The 14,764-nt window shown below is 37.8% G+C and carries 17 protein-coding genes; 4 read left to right on the forward strand and 13 right to left on the reverse strand.

What is annotated here, in order from left to right:
• Positions 1-42 precede the first annotated feature (42 nt).
• The 7 genes from J2S17_RS14525 to prsW form a co-directional block, all read right to left on the reverse strand.
• Positions 43-624 carry a lysophospholipid acyltransferase family protein gene (locus J2S17_RS14525; RefSeq protein ID WP_307476041.1) on the reverse strand — a complete coding sequence of 194 codons (582 nt, stop codon included), beginning with the start codon at positions 622-624 and terminating at the stop codon, positions 43-45.
• 2 nt (positions 625-626) lie between these two features.
• The gene (gene cmk / locus J2S17_RS14530) at positions 627-1,298 is read right to left on the reverse strand and encodes a (d)CMP kinase (RefSeq protein WP_307476043.1); all 672 of its coding nucleotides are present in this window, start codon (positions 1,296-1,298) and stop codon (positions 627-629) included.
• 469 nt (positions 1,299-1,767) lie between these two features.
• Positions 1,768-1,947, reverse strand: coding sequence for a YpfB family protein (locus tag J2S17_RS14535; RefSeq protein WP_307476045.1), 180 nt, complete (start codon positions 1,945-1,947; stop codon positions 1,768-1,770).
• A gap of 60 nt (positions 1,948-2,007) precedes the next feature.
• Complete coding sequence (locus J2S17_RS14540; protein WP_307476047.1) at positions 2,008-2,694, reverse strand: flagellar brake protein; 687 nt, start codon at positions 2,692-2,694, stop codon at positions 2,008-2,010.
• Between the two features lie 234 nt (positions 2,695-2,928).
• Positions 2,929-4,278, reverse strand: coding sequence for a germination protein YpeB (ypeB, locus tag J2S17_RS14545; RefSeq protein ID WP_307476049.1), 1,350 nt, complete (start codon positions 4,276-4,278; stop codon positions 2,929-2,931).
• Between the two features lie 13 nt (positions 4,279-4,291).
• Entirely contained in the window at positions 4,292-5,176 is an 885-nt protein-coding gene (sleB, locus tag J2S17_RS14550; protein ID WP_307476051.1) for a spore cortex-lytic enzyme, read from the reverse strand.
• 203 nt (positions 5,177-5,379) lie between these two features.
• Positions 5,380-6,069 carry a glutamic-type intramembrane protease PrsW gene (gene prsW, locus J2S17_RS14555; protein ID WP_307476052.1) on the reverse strand — a complete coding sequence of 230 codons (690 nt, stop codon included), beginning with the start codon at positions 6,067-6,069 and terminating at the stop codon, positions 5,380-5,382.
• A gap of 144 nt (positions 6,070-6,213) precedes the next feature.
• Between prsW and J2S17_RS14560 the strand changes: the two genes are divergently transcribed.
• On the forward strand, positions 6,214-7,191 hold the full coding sequence (locus J2S17_RS14560) for an asparaginase (protein ID WP_307476054.1): 978 nt from the start codon (positions 6,214-6,216) through the stop codon (positions 7,189-7,191).
• 71 nt (positions 7,192-7,262) lie between these two features.
• Here J2S17_RS14560 and J2S17_RS14565 read toward each other — a convergent pair whose 3' ends face one another.
• The 4 genes from J2S17_RS14565 to J2S17_RS14580 all read right to left on the reverse strand — a co-directional run bounded on the left by J2S17_RS14565 (position 7,263) and on the right by J2S17_RS14580 (position 11,805).
• Positions 7,263-8,243 (reverse strand): YpdA family putative bacillithiol disulfide reductase, encoded by a 981-nt coding sequence (locus J2S17_RS14565; protein ID WP_307476056.1) that lies wholly within the window; start codon positions 8,241-8,243, stop codon positions 7,263-7,265.
• A gap of 440 nt (positions 8,244-8,683) precedes the next feature.
• Positions 8,684-9,961 carry a Glu/Leu/Phe/Val family dehydrogenase gene (locus tag J2S17_RS14570; RefSeq protein WP_307476104.1) on the reverse strand — a complete coding sequence of 426 codons (1,278 nt, stop codon included), beginning with the start codon at positions 9,959-9,961 and terminating at the stop codon, positions 8,684-8,686.
• A gap of 372 nt (positions 9,962-10,333) precedes the next feature.
• Positions 10,334-10,921 carry a genetic competence negative regulator gene (locus J2S17_RS14575; RefSeq protein WP_307476058.1) on the reverse strand — a complete coding sequence of 196 codons (588 nt, stop codon included), beginning with the start codon at positions 10,919-10,921 and terminating at the stop codon, positions 10,334-10,336.
• 107 nt (positions 10,922-11,028) lie between these two features.
• Positions 11,029-11,805: a metallophosphoesterase gene (locus J2S17_RS14580; RefSeq protein ID WP_370875028.1), complete on the reverse strand. Its 777-nt coding sequence runs from the start codon at positions 11,803-11,805 to the stop codon at positions 11,029-11,031.
• Positions 11,806-11,952: 147 nt separating this feature from the next.
• On the opposite strand from J2S17_RS14580, the gene J2S17_RS14585 reads away from it, so the two are divergent.
• Genes J2S17_RS14585 through J2S17_RS14595 form a run of 3 tightly spaced genes read left to right on the forward strand, consistent with a single transcriptional unit; the run spans position 11,953 to position 13,042 of the window.
• Positions 11,953-12,177, forward strand: coding sequence for a spore coat associated protein CotJA (locus J2S17_RS14585; RefSeq protein ID WP_307476060.1), 225 nt, complete (start codon positions 11,953-11,955; stop codon positions 12,175-12,177).
• Position 12,178: 1 nt separating this feature from the next.
• Positions 12,179-12,439: a spore coat protein CotJB gene (locus J2S17_RS14590; protein ID WP_307476061.1), complete on the forward strand. Its 261-nt coding sequence runs from the start codon at positions 12,179-12,181 to the stop codon at positions 12,437-12,439.
• Between the two features lie 33 nt (positions 12,440-12,472).
• A complete protein-coding gene (locus J2S17_RS14595; protein WP_307476063.1) occupies positions 12,473-13,042 on the forward strand; it encodes a manganese catalase family protein in 570 nt (189 codons plus the stop codon).
• 426 nt (positions 13,043-13,468) lie between these two features.
• Here J2S17_RS14595 and J2S17_RS14600 read toward each other — a convergent pair whose 3' ends face one another.
• Together J2S17_RS14600 and J2S17_RS14605 are read right to left on the reverse strand one after the other, a co-directional pair.
• Positions 13,469-13,927, reverse strand: a complete 459-nt coding sequence (locus tag J2S17_RS14600; protein WP_307476065.1) for a YpbF family protein — start codon at positions 13,925-13,927, stop codon at positions 13,469-13,471.
• A gap of 70 nt (positions 13,928-13,997) precedes the next feature.
• Positions 13,998-14,750 carry a LysM peptidoglycan-binding domain-containing protein gene (locus tag J2S17_RS14605; RefSeq protein ID WP_307476067.1) on the reverse strand — a complete coding sequence of 251 codons (753 nt, stop codon included), beginning with the start codon at positions 14,748-14,750 and terminating at the stop codon, positions 13,998-14,000.
• Positions 14,751-14,764 lie beyond the last annotated feature (14 nt).

Consider the following 14,764-nt stretch of genomic DNA (forward strand, 5'->3'; position numbering starts at 1 on the left):
ATAAACTTCTTACAAATGCCTTCTTTTGTCAAGTAAGAAGCATTAGCGATTTGCTTGAATTAATTTGCTTATTTCCCCCATAATTAAATCAGTTGTCTCTTCTGCTGAAGCTCTTCTTTCTCTCAATGAAGCTATATCAATCGGTGCTCCATATACGATTTTCAGCTTCTTAAAAGCTTTATAAGGACCAATGATTGCACAAGGTACAACATATGCCTCTGATCTTAATGCGAAGAAGCCAGCTCCTGCCAATCCTTTTCCTATCTCTCCTGTTTTACTTCTTGTCCCTTCAGGAAAAAGCCCTAATACATTTCCGTCCTTGATTACCTTAAGTCCTTTTCGCAGTGCTTCTCTATCACTCATTCCTCTCTTTACAGGAAATGCATTTAAAGATGGTAAAAGCTTACCAAGAGCCGGGACGTTAAATAATTCTTCCTTCGCCATAAAATGAACAGGTCTTGGTGCCGTAATTCCAACTATAGGAGGATCCATATTTTCAATATGATTGGTGCACAGTAATACGCCACCCTCTTTAGGGAAATTCTCCACTCCAACCACTTCCATACGATAAACCGGTTTTAAAAGACCGTAAACGAGTGTTTTTGTAAAATTATATACCGTCAACTTTATCCGATCCTTTCAATGGCTATTTCCATGATTTTTTCAACCACTTGATCAATTGATAAGGAAGTTGTATCAATTTCCATTGCGTCAGCTGCCTTTTTTAATGGTGCTACTTCTCTTTCCGAGTCCAATTTATCACGATTCGCAATTTCCGCCATTAATTGTTCAAGTTCGGATGGGAAGCCTTTTTTAATATTTTCAGCATGTCTGCGCGCTGCTCTTTCTTCAACAGAAGCCAATAAGAATACTTTTACTTCTGCTTCAGGGAGCACATGTGTACCAATATCTCGTCCATCCATAACGACGCCGCCCTTTTTGCCAAAGCGCTGTTGTCGTTCCACCATTTCTTCTCTTACTAATTTATGCTTAGAAACGGTCGATACGGAATTGGTTACTTCTGATGTACGAATTTCTGTTGTTACATTTTGCCCATCCAAGTAAATTAATTGACCTTCGTCACCTGGTAATAGCTCAATTGTCGTGTTTTTCAACAAACCGATTAAATCCAGTTCATTTTCTGGATCTATTTGTTGAAGCTTTGCTTTGTATGTAAGCGCTCGGTACATTGCTCCTGTGTCAATATAGATATAAGAAAGCTTCTCAGCTATGATCTTCGCTACTGTACTTTTCCCTGCAGCTGCAGGACCATCTATTGCAATCGAAATATTCTTCATAAACCCTCCTGTAATGCACTACAAATAATTATTATTTTTACCGTAATTATTTTACCATACAATCAAACGATCAAGTGAAAGTAATCTATTCTACCTCCTTATCTTGCACAAAAAAACATTTCTAATCATGGAAGTCTGCGGAAATGCAGTTTAAGGGGACTGATAGTCAAAGTCATTTCTAGTTGCAATACACTATCTATTCTTTTTTTAATACAAAAAAAATAGACCTAAGTCTATTTCCAGATTGTCGACAAAATTTAAAATCGGCAAACTTCAATGGATTTCTAGAAGTGTCCGTTCAACTCCTGCGGGAGAAGCGAAAAAGTTGAGACCCTGCAGGTGCGTAGCGGCGAGCCTGGCGCTCGCACCACGGAAAGCAGACGGTAAACATCAAAAAATCCCACACCAACTTTTTTATAAAATTAAAATGAGTTTACCTACAGCCTAAAATAGACCTAAGTCTATTTCTTCATTTCCGATTAAACGTTTCTAGAAACTCAAAGAAATTTTGATCCGTAACTCCTTCATACTGCTTAAGCTGCTTCAGCTCTGGAAAAGCATCCATCTGATGAAAAAACATTTGTGAAATAAACAGAAAGGCAAGCTGTATAATAACGATTTTCAATAATATTCTCTCCACGGTTTTCATTCTTTACCACCCATTCATTCTTCATATTACATTATGGGGCGGTCCGCGTTATTTTATTCTCTATACTAAATGATCCTGACGTTTTTTCATCAAGGCCAGCTGCCTATCAAAACAAAAGCGAATCAGCAATCGGCGCACATCGTCATGAAGTTTGCAAAACTTTAATGAAATTAATGAATTTAACTCGTTCAATTCATTACATCTCATTACTTCACTCATACATTGAACATAGTGGGTTTCGCCATTTTTCATTGACAATACGAACCAGGTATTAATCTTCATACCATTAAAGAATGGCACTGGATTTTTGACTAAAATCGCTGCACCTCCAGCACTTATATCTTCTGTCACTGTAATAAAAGGATTAAACCCTCCAGATTCCGGGTGAACAGCTACATCTACAGCCACATCCACACGAACATATTCCCTTTTTTGAATCTTTATAATTGCATCTTCTCCAGGATAAGAAAGAATTATGAGAGGTATTTTCTTTTTTAGTCTTCCGTTCACTTCACAGTCAAAAAGAAACACTTCGCCTCTCTCCGTTACGATTGAACATTTCGACTGCATACCCTCTAAAAGAAAAGTCGTTTTTTGGGTCTCAATATTTATCGGATAAGTAATATAAAGTAAACCATTGCCCTTTCCAACTACTTCACATTGATATTTTTCTTTTTTATCAGTCGAATAAGGCTCCATTACTATCATATCGCCACAATTAATCAGACAAATCACTCCAATTGCCACAAAGGATTATTGACTAATTTCATTATGACATATATAACTAAATATTCTCAATACTTTTTATTCAATAAACAAGTCTTTGTTCACTGTATATTTTATTTTATAGATCATTTTACTTATTATATCTCGATTGTTTTCTTAACTCCATTTCGGTTTCACGTTAAAAGCAGACAAGCTCACTAAAATAAAAAGGAAGCCAGAGATATACTCCGGTTTCCTTTTTACTTTAAACCCACCTTAAACTACATCATCAAAAATAGGTTCTGCATTTTGTAATTTCTCTACTTTTTCCTCATAGCCGTTTTCACTATTTATAAAGATGCGATACGTATCATCACCAAGTGTTCCCATGAATTCATAGCACAACACTTCTTGGTCCAAATCATTCAAAATGACAGCTAGGCGATCTTCCATCACTTTTACTTGCGGATTGATTTTTGCACTTGCCTCTTCCTTAGTGATGGATGGTTCTGGAATTTCTCTCTGATGATGTGACTTCAAATAATCCTCAGCCGTAAAACCTAACACTTTTCCATCATCCAAAGCTATTTTCATTTTAATAGAATCCGGGTATATTCTCATATCATCCTGCTTCGAAACGAATGTAAATACACCTACATTATCGTATTGCGCACTCTCGAATAAATCCAAGTCTTTAAAGCCATTTTCTTTCAAAAATTCAACCGCTTTGTTGCTTGCATCATTCAAGCTAATATTTTGCTCTTTTACTTCCCGTGCCATAATATACCAAATTGGGTAACCACCTTTTTTAGTGATATCCATATTCGCTTCAAGTTTCGTATCGGGATCCTCTAAAGAAACACTATAAAAACCGTAGTTGGAACCATCTCCATTTTCCTCTACTCGCACTTTTGCATCTTTTTTAAGTCCTGAATATTTCTTCGCTTCTTTTACGGCTTCTTTCTTTGTAATCTCTTTGCCTTCTAAGTATTTAAAGTTTTCATCCTTTTTCTGCATATTGACAAAAGCAGGGCCCAAATCAGTTTCATCGTAGCCTTCAACAGTTTTTTCTACTGTTTTAAAACCATCAATGATGGTATTATCACCCGTTTCATTTCCAGATGCCAACGCGGTTTCTACGTCCATCCAGCGCAAATCATTTTTCAACACCATATGCTGAACTTTTCGTAAATCATCTTGAATATCTGCAGCTTGCCCATACAAATTCTGCAGCGTTTGATATTCTTCGTCAGATAATGGATCTTTATCCAAATCCCTTACTGCCGCACGGTAGCTAAACTCCCCGATTTGCGCAAGAAATTCTTCTGTTTTATTAAATGGAAGAAGGCCTAACGGCAGCTGGCCAACATCAGAATGAGCTTCTGATGTCACTCTCCACACATCAGCTAAGGCTGGGGATAATGAACTTCTTGAATTCATTGCTAAAGTAGAACCAATCTTGTCATGCAAAACATCTACTTGATAAGTTAGCTCGTGAAAGGCGCGCTGGTAATTATTTTCCGCATTAATAAGTATCGCATTTTTTTCCCGATGCTCTTGGTATCCCCAAAAGGCTGTACCCGCAACACCTAATGAAAGAACACCAATTAAAATCCCTTTTAGCATTGATCTTCACCCCTTATTTACAGAATATATGCTGTCCGATTTTTTTAATTTGTGGGCGTGTCCAAATCCACGGACTAGTTGCTGTATTTGGATTAAAGTAATACAGTGCACTTCCGCTTGGATCAGTGCCATTAATTGCATCTAATACAGCTTGCCTAGCGGTTTCATTTGGTGTAAGCCAGATTTGACCATCAGCAACAGCAGTAAATGCTCTCGGTTCAAAAATGACACCCGAAACAGTGTCTGGAAAAGATGCGCTACCTACACGATTTAAGATCACCGCTGCAACGGCTACTTGACCGATATAAGGTTCGCCTCGAGCTTCTCCATATACCGCATTAGCCATAATTTGAATATCATTTTCAGAGAATCCACTAGGCATATTTGCTGCAGATGGATTATTTTGCTGCCCCTCTCCTTTAGGTGCAGCACCTTGATTCCCCCCTTGAGGGTTAGGCTTGCTTTGGCCTCCAGTTGCACCGCCTTGACCTCCTGAAGGGCCCTTTTGCTTCTCTAAATCTGTTCCACCGTAATGGGTAAATTTATTGCCTTTATTGATTTGCTCTTTTACAAAGCTCTCATTGTAATCAGACGATTTCATTAGGATATTCTTCGTCGTCTGACCGGCTAAACCGTCAATTTCCAGACCAAATTCATACTGGAAATTCCGCAAAGCCCAATAGGTTCCCCAGCCAAAAACGCCATCAATTTTCCCGTTGTAAAAACCGAGATACTGCAATCGAGACTGAAGCTCAATGACATCATCCCCGACAGCTCCATGCTGAATCACCTGCTGTGAAAAAGCGCTTGCTTGATTGTTTATTCCGCTGACTGGCGCGAGGAGTGCGATGATGAAAAGTATGATTAATACCTTCATAACCATAAATGCCTTTTTCATGGATAGTAACCTCCAAAAGTATATCTATTTAACATTACATCTATTTTTTGTAGCGAATGGTTTTTTATTCAAAAATGCTTCATTTCATTAAACGGTTATATTTACCAAAATAAAAACCTCCACGATCGGGAGCAGCGCATAATTAAATATAGGTTGCTTATAATGCAAAAAAACTAGCACCCCATACAAAGAGCGACTAGTTTTTATTGATGAAATGTCTCATTTATTGATGTGATTTTTCCGTTATAGTGGGCACTTAACACTCTGGCCTGCTTCGCTTTTTTCAAACCAAGCCACCATAAAAAGATCATAAAAGGAACCATAAAGTAAAGCCAGTTTTCCATCGTGATTAAAATATAATCATATGTTCCATGAAGGAAAAAAGGTGCAAACAGAGAAATAATAATCCACTTTTTATTTGATGTTGCAGAAAATTTACCTTTTCCAATATAATAACCCATGATGACACCAAACAAAGCATGACTAGAAACAGGCAACAGCGCTCTTCCGATCGCATGCTCAATGCCCAGGGTAAATAAATAAAAGATATTCTCAACAGTAGCAAAACCCAATGAAACCGAAGCACCATATACGATACCATCATAAGGTTCATCAAAGGTCACATGGGGATAAATCACACTAAGAAGGATAAACCATTTGAAAAATTCTTCTAGTAAGCTAGATGACAAATATGCGGAGATTAAGTTTGACTGAAGGATATTTTCAGCATCAAAAACATATTGGACAAACATAATGGGAAACACAAGAAGAGCCCCGAATATGAATGTTTTAAATACCATCGAAAAGGGCTCAGACTCATATTGATCCTTCAAATAAAAATAACTTAATAGCGCTAATCCAGGCGCAATTCCCGCAGACAAAATTCCCAGCATGAGCTGTCCTCTTTTCAATCCTTTTCCATAATCGTATCATGATACACTAAGAAAGAAAATGGATTTTAGAAAAGTAAGTTGTGGTAAAACAGAAGTGCGTCAATTCTTAACTAATGGGATACATAACAATAGGAGGAAAATAACATGAACAAGAAAAAGATACTGCTTATACATACAGGCGGAACGATATCCATGAGCGAGGATACTGAGACAGGAGCAGTAAGGCCGAGTGAAAACAACCCATTAAATAAGCAAACGAAGGAATTATATACGTTAGCCAATATCATAGTCGAAGAGCCATTCCATTTGCCATCTCCACATATCACACCTAAGGAAATGTACATTTTAAAGGAGCTGATCGACAATTATGTGATGAAAGGAAACATTTCTGGCGTGGTTATTACACATGGTACAGATACGCTTGAAGAAACAGCCTATTTCCTCGATCTAACGATTAAACATACTTTGCCCATTGTCGTAACAGGCGCAATGAGGTCCAGCAACGAAATCGGATCCGATGGTTTGTATAATCTGATTTCCTCTATCCGGGTTGCCTCATGTGATGAAGCACATAGCTTGGGTGTCTTAGTAGTTCTTAACGACGAAATACACACTGCAGAAAATGTAACAAAAACGCATACAAGTAATGTATCAACTTTTCAGAGCCCTCAATACGGACCAATCGGAATCGTTACAAAAAGAGGTGTGCAATTTCACCACTTGCCAGTCATCCGACAACATCATTCCATCAGGGAGCCTGATAAACAAGTCATGCTGTTGAAGGCACATGCAGGTATGGATTCATCTCTATTGCAAGCGATTGCCGCTTTAAATTGCGATGGAGTCGTGATTGAAGCTCTTGGTCAAGGAAATCTTCCGCCTGCAATGATCGCAGGAATTAAGGATTTACTTAAGAAGGGAATTCCAATCGTACTTGTCTCAAGATGCTTTAACGGGATCGCGCAAGATATATACGGATATGACGGCGGTGGGAAGCAATTAAAAGAAATGGGGTTATTTTTCTCCAATGGCCTGAATGGACAAAAAGCACGGATCAAATTATTAATCGGCTTGGCGAGTAATAAAAACTGGGATGAAATAGAAGCGATGTTTCAGGTTTAAAAGCAAGTTTGAAAAAGATAAAAAAATTACGCCCTTCTTTGATCAAAGTGAAGGGCGTAATTTTTGAAAGATTAAATGGTTTCTTCCTTTTCCTTTTGAATAATGGCAGCAGCAATCTGTCCACCGTGGAAACGGCCATTTTCTATAAAAATTTCATTAGCATTATTCCCTGCAGCAATGACACCCGCGATATACATCCCTTCGACATTGGATTCCATTGTTTCAAGATTATGCTTAGGTTTTCCAGTACCTTCATCTTTCTGAATACCCATTGACTGTAAGAACGCATGATCTGGATGATAACCTGTCATAGCAAACACAAAATCATTCTTTACTTCAAACCGCTCTCCGCCCTTCTCATAAATGACTGAGCGTTCAGTAATTTCCTTTACTTGAGCTTCAAATTCCATTTTGATCGCTTGATGACGTACTAATGATTCAAATTGGGGCAAGATCCAAGGTTTTACACTTGGTGAATACGCAGCACCCCGATAGATTACCGTTACACGGGCACCTGCTTTTTCCAATTCAATTGCCGCATCGACACTTGAATTTTTACCTCCGATAACGACAACATCTTTGTCAAAGAAAGGGTGAGCCTCTTTAAAATAATGGAAAACGTTCGGCAAGTCTTCACCAGGAATATTCATATAATTCGGCTGATCATAATAACCCGTCGCCACGATGACATATGTAGATTGGTATGTGGCCTTGTCTGTAGAAATAATGAATTTTTCATCTTTTGCTTTCTTTACAGAAAGAACCTTTTCATATGCATTCACTGCAATATTCTTTCTTTTCACTACTTCCCGATAATAGGTCAAGGCTTGGTTTCTTCTCGGCTTCTGCTCGACTGTAACAAATGCAACATCACCTATTTCAAGCTTTTCACTTGAACTAAAAAATGTTTGGTGAGTTGGGTAACGATAAATTGCATTAACCACATTCCCTTTTTCGATGACAATTGAATCCTTGCCAATTTCTTGCATAGCAATGGCAGCAGCTAAGCCACATGGCCCTCCGCCGATAATAATAACGTCTTTTTCTATCATGTTGATTTTCACTCCTTGAAATAAAGATTAAGAAAAGGTTCGATTGAAAAAATAGCAGAAAACCAAGTCTCCGCTCTTACTTGTTGCATACTAAAATTCAATAATGAGCTATTTTTCATCGCCGAAATTTTAAATACATCATCGGAAAATTCAATAGATCGACGACTTTTCGAATTGATCGCCAAAAATCATACTTATATCAACGATAATCCTTTTCCATCAGGTTACCCGCAACTGGGATTCATAATATGGTTAGGATAGCTTATCCGAATATGATTGAGTATCTATTTGATATATCGCTGAATACTCTATTTTGCTCCAGATTCCCATGGCTTTGATTAGTCCAAACTGAAAAATCTCCTATCATCTAATGATAGGAGATTTTTCACTGATATTCAAACGCAAAAACTTATAATAGCAATTGCATCTTGTCATTTATATTAAATCCAGCCTCTGAATCTTGATGCTTCAGCCATTTTTCGCACTCCGACCATATATGCAGCCAGACGCATGTCGACACGGCGAGTTTGCGCTGTGTCATAAATGTTATTAAAGGATTTAATCAATATTTTTTCGAGCTTCTCTTCAACTTCTTCTTCAGTCCAATAATAGCCTTGATTGTTTTGAACCCACTCGAAATAAGATACAGTTACACCACCAGAAGACGCTAGTACATCTGGAACGAGTAAAATACCGCGTTCAGTTAATATTTCAGTCGCTTCTAATGTAGTCGGGCCATTTGCAGCTTCGACCACAATGCTAGCTTTAATATTATGTGCATTTTCTTCTGTAATTTGATTTTCAATTGCTGCTGGAACTAAAATATCACAATCTAATTCCAGTAACTCTTTGTTTGAAATTGTATCATTGAATAATTTTGTTACTGTTCCGAAGCTATCGCGACGGTCTAATAAGTAATCAATATCGAGTCCGTTTGGATCATATAATCCACCGTATGCATCTGAAATACCGACTACTTTCGCACCGGCATCATGCATAAATTTAGCAAGGAAGCTACCAGCATTACCGAAGCCTTGGACCACAACACGTGCACCTTTTAATTCAATCCCTTTTTTCTTAGCTGCTTCATGAATACAAATGGTTACACCTTTTGCTGTTGCAGATTCTCTACCATGAGATCCACCAAGTACTAATGGTTTACCAGTGATAAAGCCTGGGGAGTTGAATTCATCCATTCTGCTGTATTCATCCATCATCCAAGCCATGATTTGTGAGTTTGTAAATACATCTGGTGCCGGGATATCCTTTGTAGGACCAACGATTTGGCTGATCGCCCTTACATATCCACGACTTAATCTTTCTAGCTCACGGAAAGACATGTCACGAGGATCACAAACAATTCCGCCTTTTCCTCCACCATAAGGAAGATCAACAATACCACATTTTAAACTCATCCAAATAGAAAGTGCTTTTACTTCCTTTTCTGTAACATTCGGGTGGAAGCGAATTCCCCCTTTAGTAGGACCGACTGAATCATTATGCTGGGCCCGGTATCCAGTAAAGATTTTCACCGTCCCATCATCCATCCTGACAGGTATTTTAACAGTTAGTAAACGCAAAGGCTCTTTTAATAACTCATACACCTCATCAGGATATCCAAGTTTTTCTAACGCTTTGTGAATTACGATTTGTGTTGACTTCAAAACGTCAAGTTTATCTTCTTGATTAATATGATCAGTACCATTATCGGCCACTATTTGAAACCTCCTAGAAAAAATCACATTCTTTAGTTGTCCGCTTTCATGACATAGTATACACCTTTGCTTGATTTATGCAAGAAGAAAAAGCTTCTTTCCCCTTATTTTTATGTAAACGCTATCATTTCTTTTATTAATATTAATTTTCCTTATTTTCAAACAACTACTTTCACCCTTACTTTATTATTTAAGTATAATATCATTCTTATCCTTCCTAATAACGAAATGTACTATCGGCCTACACAAACGCAGGCTCTGCAAGCATAAGAAGCATGGGAAAGGTATATACACCTTTCCCATAGTAGCTTAAGATCTATAGGAGCCGGCCGGTGGAGCTATACAAATAAAAGGAGCGGGTATATCCCTCTCCAATTAATTAAAATATTGATTTAGCTCAAAAATTGCATTTTCACGAAAGATAGGGTTTCCATATTCCAATAAAACATGAATACTTTTTAATGATAGTGTCCCGTATTCCGCTAGTATCGCAAATACTTTTGGTTCATCCTCACGATCTAAACAAGGAACAAATAAATAAAACCTTCCATCCTTAGAAATCAAGCAGCTTTCAGGTAAATGGACAGTTTTAAGTCGTTTGGCAAGATTAATGACATTTTCAAAATCATCTATTTCATATAAGATATTTTCACATTCGCCGATATCGATTTGCAAATCAACAAAGCCGTCCTGCAACTCTTCCTCTTCGTCACCTTCAATTTGCTCTTCCATCGTTACGATCATAACCATTCCTTGGGCTTGCATTGAAAAAACCTCCACAGCAACAGTTCCGTAGATATCCACTCCAAATTCATCACTTGCTTCCTCGAGCATTTCATGAAAAAGTTGATGCCATTTTAGAGAGTCCTTCCATATATCTTCTTTTGTCAAACCTCTATCAACAAGATCATCCAAAGTAAGAAAGATTTTAATTTTATTATAATTCAAACGCTCCAAATGCATTTCCTCTGCCTCCTGCCCGTGAACCAACTCTTGCGATTAGTGTATGAACGTTTTAGGAGATGGTGAGTCGTCCTCAATTTTTCCATATCATAATTTTTATATAGTATTTAAGCAGATTTTATGTTTATTATATGTGTTTCTGACTCAGCACCTAACCTTAATGGTAAAGCTGTTGTCCCATACCCATTGCTTATAAATACATCGGTACAAATATTTTTACTAAAACCGCCTAATTCATAAGGACCTATACCAAATATCCTGATTTGCCCACCATGTGTGTGACCGCATAAGACAAGTGAAATATTATGTTCATTCTTTACTTTGTCTAAAATACCGGGATCGTGACTGACCAGTATCCTAAAACCACCTTCTCCAGCATCCTCGATCGCAAGGTCAAGACGGTCCCTTTCCCTGCTCAAATCATCTGTTCCGAGTAGAACAAAACGTTCATCCCCTTCTCCAGCAAAGGAGACAGCTGAGTTATCCAAAATCTTCACGCCCATGTCAATCAGCAGTGCATCCAGCTCATGATAATCGGCTTCATAGTCATTATTTCCCCATACAAAATATACTGGGCCCAATTGTTTTAATCGTTTAATATTTTCCTTTACTTTTTTGAAGGACACTCCTTTTTCCAACAAATCACCGCCGATAATGACTAGATCGATATCATGTCCAATGACTTCCTTAATGATAGGATCCTTTACCTCTCTGCGATGAATATCTGAAATAAAGAAAATATTCACCTCACCGATACCTTTAGGAAAGTCTTTATAAGTTAGTTCCATATACTTTACACGATCAGCAAACGCCTCCTTGTACATATATACAATCAATCCAACGCAAATAACTAACCCTAATACCAGTCCAATCATCATCATCATTTAGTTTGCTCCTCTTCGCAGCTTCTAATCTACTCATTACTATTTCCTCTATTCCACGCTATCTCCTTCTTAACCACAAAAAAATATCATGATTCATTTCATACAGTCATAAATTGAAATGATACTTATATATGAAGGAGGGAAACAATGTCTACACCCGAAAAATCATACTATCCTTATTATAGTCCCTATGATCCATGTAAGCCGATTAAGGTTAAGACTTACTCCACACCACCTAATCTCTACCTGGGTTTTCAACCGCCTAATCTGCCCCAATTCTCACCGAAGGAAGCATTAAGGGCCGGAACCTTATGGAAACCTCTCTATGACCCTTATTACAGCCCTTACGAGAAAGCGAAGGAGGGACGTTAGCTTGAAACAATTACCTCAGGACTACTATGAGTTGTTAGAAAATCTACAAGCAGTAGATTTTGTATTAGTTGAACTCACTCTATACTTAGATACCCATAACGATGATACTGATGCCATAAATCAATTCAATTATTACGTAAAGGAAAGAAAAAAAATTAGAAAAGACATCGAAAGTAAATATGGACCCCTTATGCAATATGGGAACAGTTACTCAGGAAACCCTTGGAATTGGGACGATGCTCCCTGGCCATGGCAAGTTTGAATAAGTTTTTTAAATAGGAGGGGAAATGAAGCGATGTGGGTTTATGAAAAAAAACTTCAATATCCAGTACGAGTCAGTACATGTAATCCGATGCTAGCTAAATATTTGGTTGAGCAATATGGCGGAGCAGACGGAGAACTCTCTGCTGCATTACGTTATTTAAATCAACGATATACAATCCCTGATAAAGTAATTGGGTTGTTAACTGATATTGGCACAGAGGAATTTGCACATTTAGAGATGATCGCAACAATGGTGTTTAAATTAACAAAGGATGCAACCCCTGAACAAATGAAGGCAGCTGGACTTGATGCTCATTATGTGAATCACGATAATGCTCTTTATTATGAAAACGCAGGAGGTGTCCCTTGGACAGCGACATATATTCAAGCAAAGGGAGACCCCATTGCTGATTTATATGAGGATATTGCAGCTGAAGAAAAAGCAAGAGCCACCTATCAATGGATTATTAACATGAGTGATGACACAGACTTAAACGATAGCCTGCGATTCTTAAGAGAAAGAGAAATCATTCACTCTCAACGATTCAGAGAAGCTGTTGAGATATTAAAAGGTGAAAAAGAGAAGAAAAAATTCTTTTAAAAGAAGCAGAGTAGTTTTCATTTCTCAAGCATTAACATTTATATATTGTTTAAAAACAATATCAGAATATAAACTCTCCCTCTCTCAATGTTGACGGTCGTTTAGTTGAAACACATCATTAAATACCACTTAGAACCTTATAGGAAAGAATAGCTATTGAATTTCTTCAATAGCCATTTTCAGAGTGTCGACAAAAGTAAAAATAAGTATACTTCCGTGGATTTGGAGAAGCGTCCGCTCAACTCCTACGGGAGAAGCGAGAAAGTTGAGACACTTGCCGTAGCGTAAACGACGAAGCGGCTTAACATCGCCCCGCGGAAAGCGAACAGAAAGCTTCGGAAAATCCCAACTCCTCTTTTTTCGAGATTAAACGGGTTTGTCTACAGGCTCGAATAGCTATTGAATTTCTTCAATAGCTATTTTTTATCATTTATTCTCATGAAATAGATTGATATCGTAGTTTTTCTTCATCATATTATAAACGATATGACGATTTTTCCATTCTTCTTCCTTCTTCCACAAATCTTTACTCTTATCAATGATTTCACAGCGCAATGCTTGATATTCCTTTTCTGCCTTCTCCCTCTTTTGCCGCAAAACATTCATCCATCCAAACAGGCCGATGATCGTAATAAGGCAATATAAATTAAATGTTTGATTCACAAAGACAGAAAACATCGCCGCGAAGGAATACGAGTATGGCTGTAGAACCTGATAAAAGAGGTAGGCGAAATATATGAAAGATAGCAGAACAACCGCCCACATAACTAATAGATGCCATTCCTTCAATTTATCAAACTTATTTTTTCTCTCAACTACCTTTTGCAACATTTGCCTGGTCGCTTGGTCCGTTCGTTCATCGAGCATCATAATGGCCGTCTCCATCAGTACCACCTCAAACTTTCATATGCTTGACCACATTATATGATTGGTATGAGGATAGTATGTCCATTAGTTAGTCTTGAGGAATCGTCAATACTTGTCCTACATGAATTTCGTTTGACTGAAGATTGTTTGCAGCCTTTATTTTCTCAATCCCATCTGGAGATTGATAGTAATTCATTGCAATTCTATACATTGTTTCCTGTGTTTGCACCGTATGATAAACAACCTTTTTCTTAGCTTCTTCTTCTTTTTTCTTAGCTTCTTCTTTTTTCTTTTCTTCAGCCAATTTCTTCTCATGCTCTTTCTTCTCGGCTTCTTGTTTCTCTTTCTTTTCTATCTCTTTTCTTTCTTGTTCCTGCTTTTCTTGCTCTTTTTTCTCTTGTTTTTCTTTCTCTTCTTGCTCTTTCTTCTCAGCCTCTAGCTTCTTTTTCTCTGCTTCTGCCTTAGCCTCTTCCTTCTTTGCTTCTTCTTCAGATTCATCTTCATTTACTGTGGCACTGGCTTCCGATGAAGACCCTTTATTACTGGAAAAACCAACCGTTTCATAATCAGAAGATGAATCCTTCTCTGACCCGCCGGCCATCGGGGAGTCTAGGAAAAAGTAATAAACACAAAGAGTAACAATCGGCAGCGTGATGAAAAAAACCGCTAAAAGACGGATGACCGGATACTCTGTCTTCGTGCGCTTCTTTTTCCTTTTATCTCTTTGAATACTGCTTCTTGACCTTTGTTCCACAATCTCTTCTGTAGTGACTTCTTGTTTTTTATGTATTTTCTTTCGCTGGCTTTTTGCACGCTCTCTATATGGGGCTTCTTTATTCATGAAACTTCCCTTCC

Source organism: Cytobacillus purgationiresistens (genome assembly GCF_030813235.1).
GTDB lineage: Bacteria > Bacillota > Bacilli > Bacillales > Cytobacillaceae > Cytobacillus > Cytobacillus purgationiresistens.

Coding starts and splice junctions, on each gene's coding strand:
- cmk (WP_307476043.1), bottom strand. CDS start 1,298: ATGAAGAATATTTCGATTGCAATAGATGGTCCTGCAGCTGCAGGGAAA.
- J2S17_RS14535 (WP_307476045.1), bottom strand. CDS start 1,947: ATGAAAACCGTGGAGAGAATATTATTGAAAATCGTTATTATACAGCTT.
- ypeB (WP_307476049.1), bottom strand. CDS start 4,278: ATGCTAAAAGGGATTTTAATTGGTGTTCTTTCATTAGGTGTTGCGGGT.
- sleB (WP_307476051.1), bottom strand. CDS start 5,176: ATGAAAAAGGCATTTATGGTTATGAAGGTATTAATCATACTTTTCATC.
- prsW (WP_307476052.1), bottom strand. CDS start 6,069: ATGCTGGGAATTTTGTCTGCGGGAATTGCGCCTGGATTAGCGCTATTA.
- J2S17_RS14560 (WP_307476054.1), top strand. CDS start 6,214: ATGAACAAGAAAAAGATACTGCTTATACATACAGGCGGAACGATATCC.
- J2S17_RS14565 (WP_307476056.1), bottom strand. CDS start 8,243: ATGATAGAAAAAGACGTTATTATTATCGGCGGAGGGCCATGTGGCTTA.
- J2S17_RS14575 (WP_307476058.1), bottom strand. CDS start 10,921: ATGCATTTGGAGCGTTTGAATTATAATAAAATTAAAATCTTTCTTACT.
- J2S17_RS14580 (WP_370875028.1), bottom strand. CDS start 11,805: ATGATGATGATGATTGGACTGGTATTAGGGTTAGTTATTTGCGTTGGA.
- J2S17_RS14585 (WP_307476060.1), top strand. CDS start 11,953: ATGTCTACACCCGAAAAATCATACTATCCTTATTATAGTCCCTATGAT.
- J2S17_RS14595 (WP_307476063.1), top strand. CDS start 12,473: ATGTGGGTTTATGAAAAAAAACTTCAATATCCAGTACGAGTCAGTACA.
- J2S17_RS14600 (WP_307476065.1), bottom strand. CDS start 13,927: ATGGAGACGGCCATTATGATGCTCGATGAACGAACGGACCAAGCGACC.
- J2S17_RS14605 (WP_307476067.1), bottom strand. CDS start 14,750: ATGAATAAAGAAGCCCCATATAGAGAGCGTGCAAAAAGCCAGCGAAAG.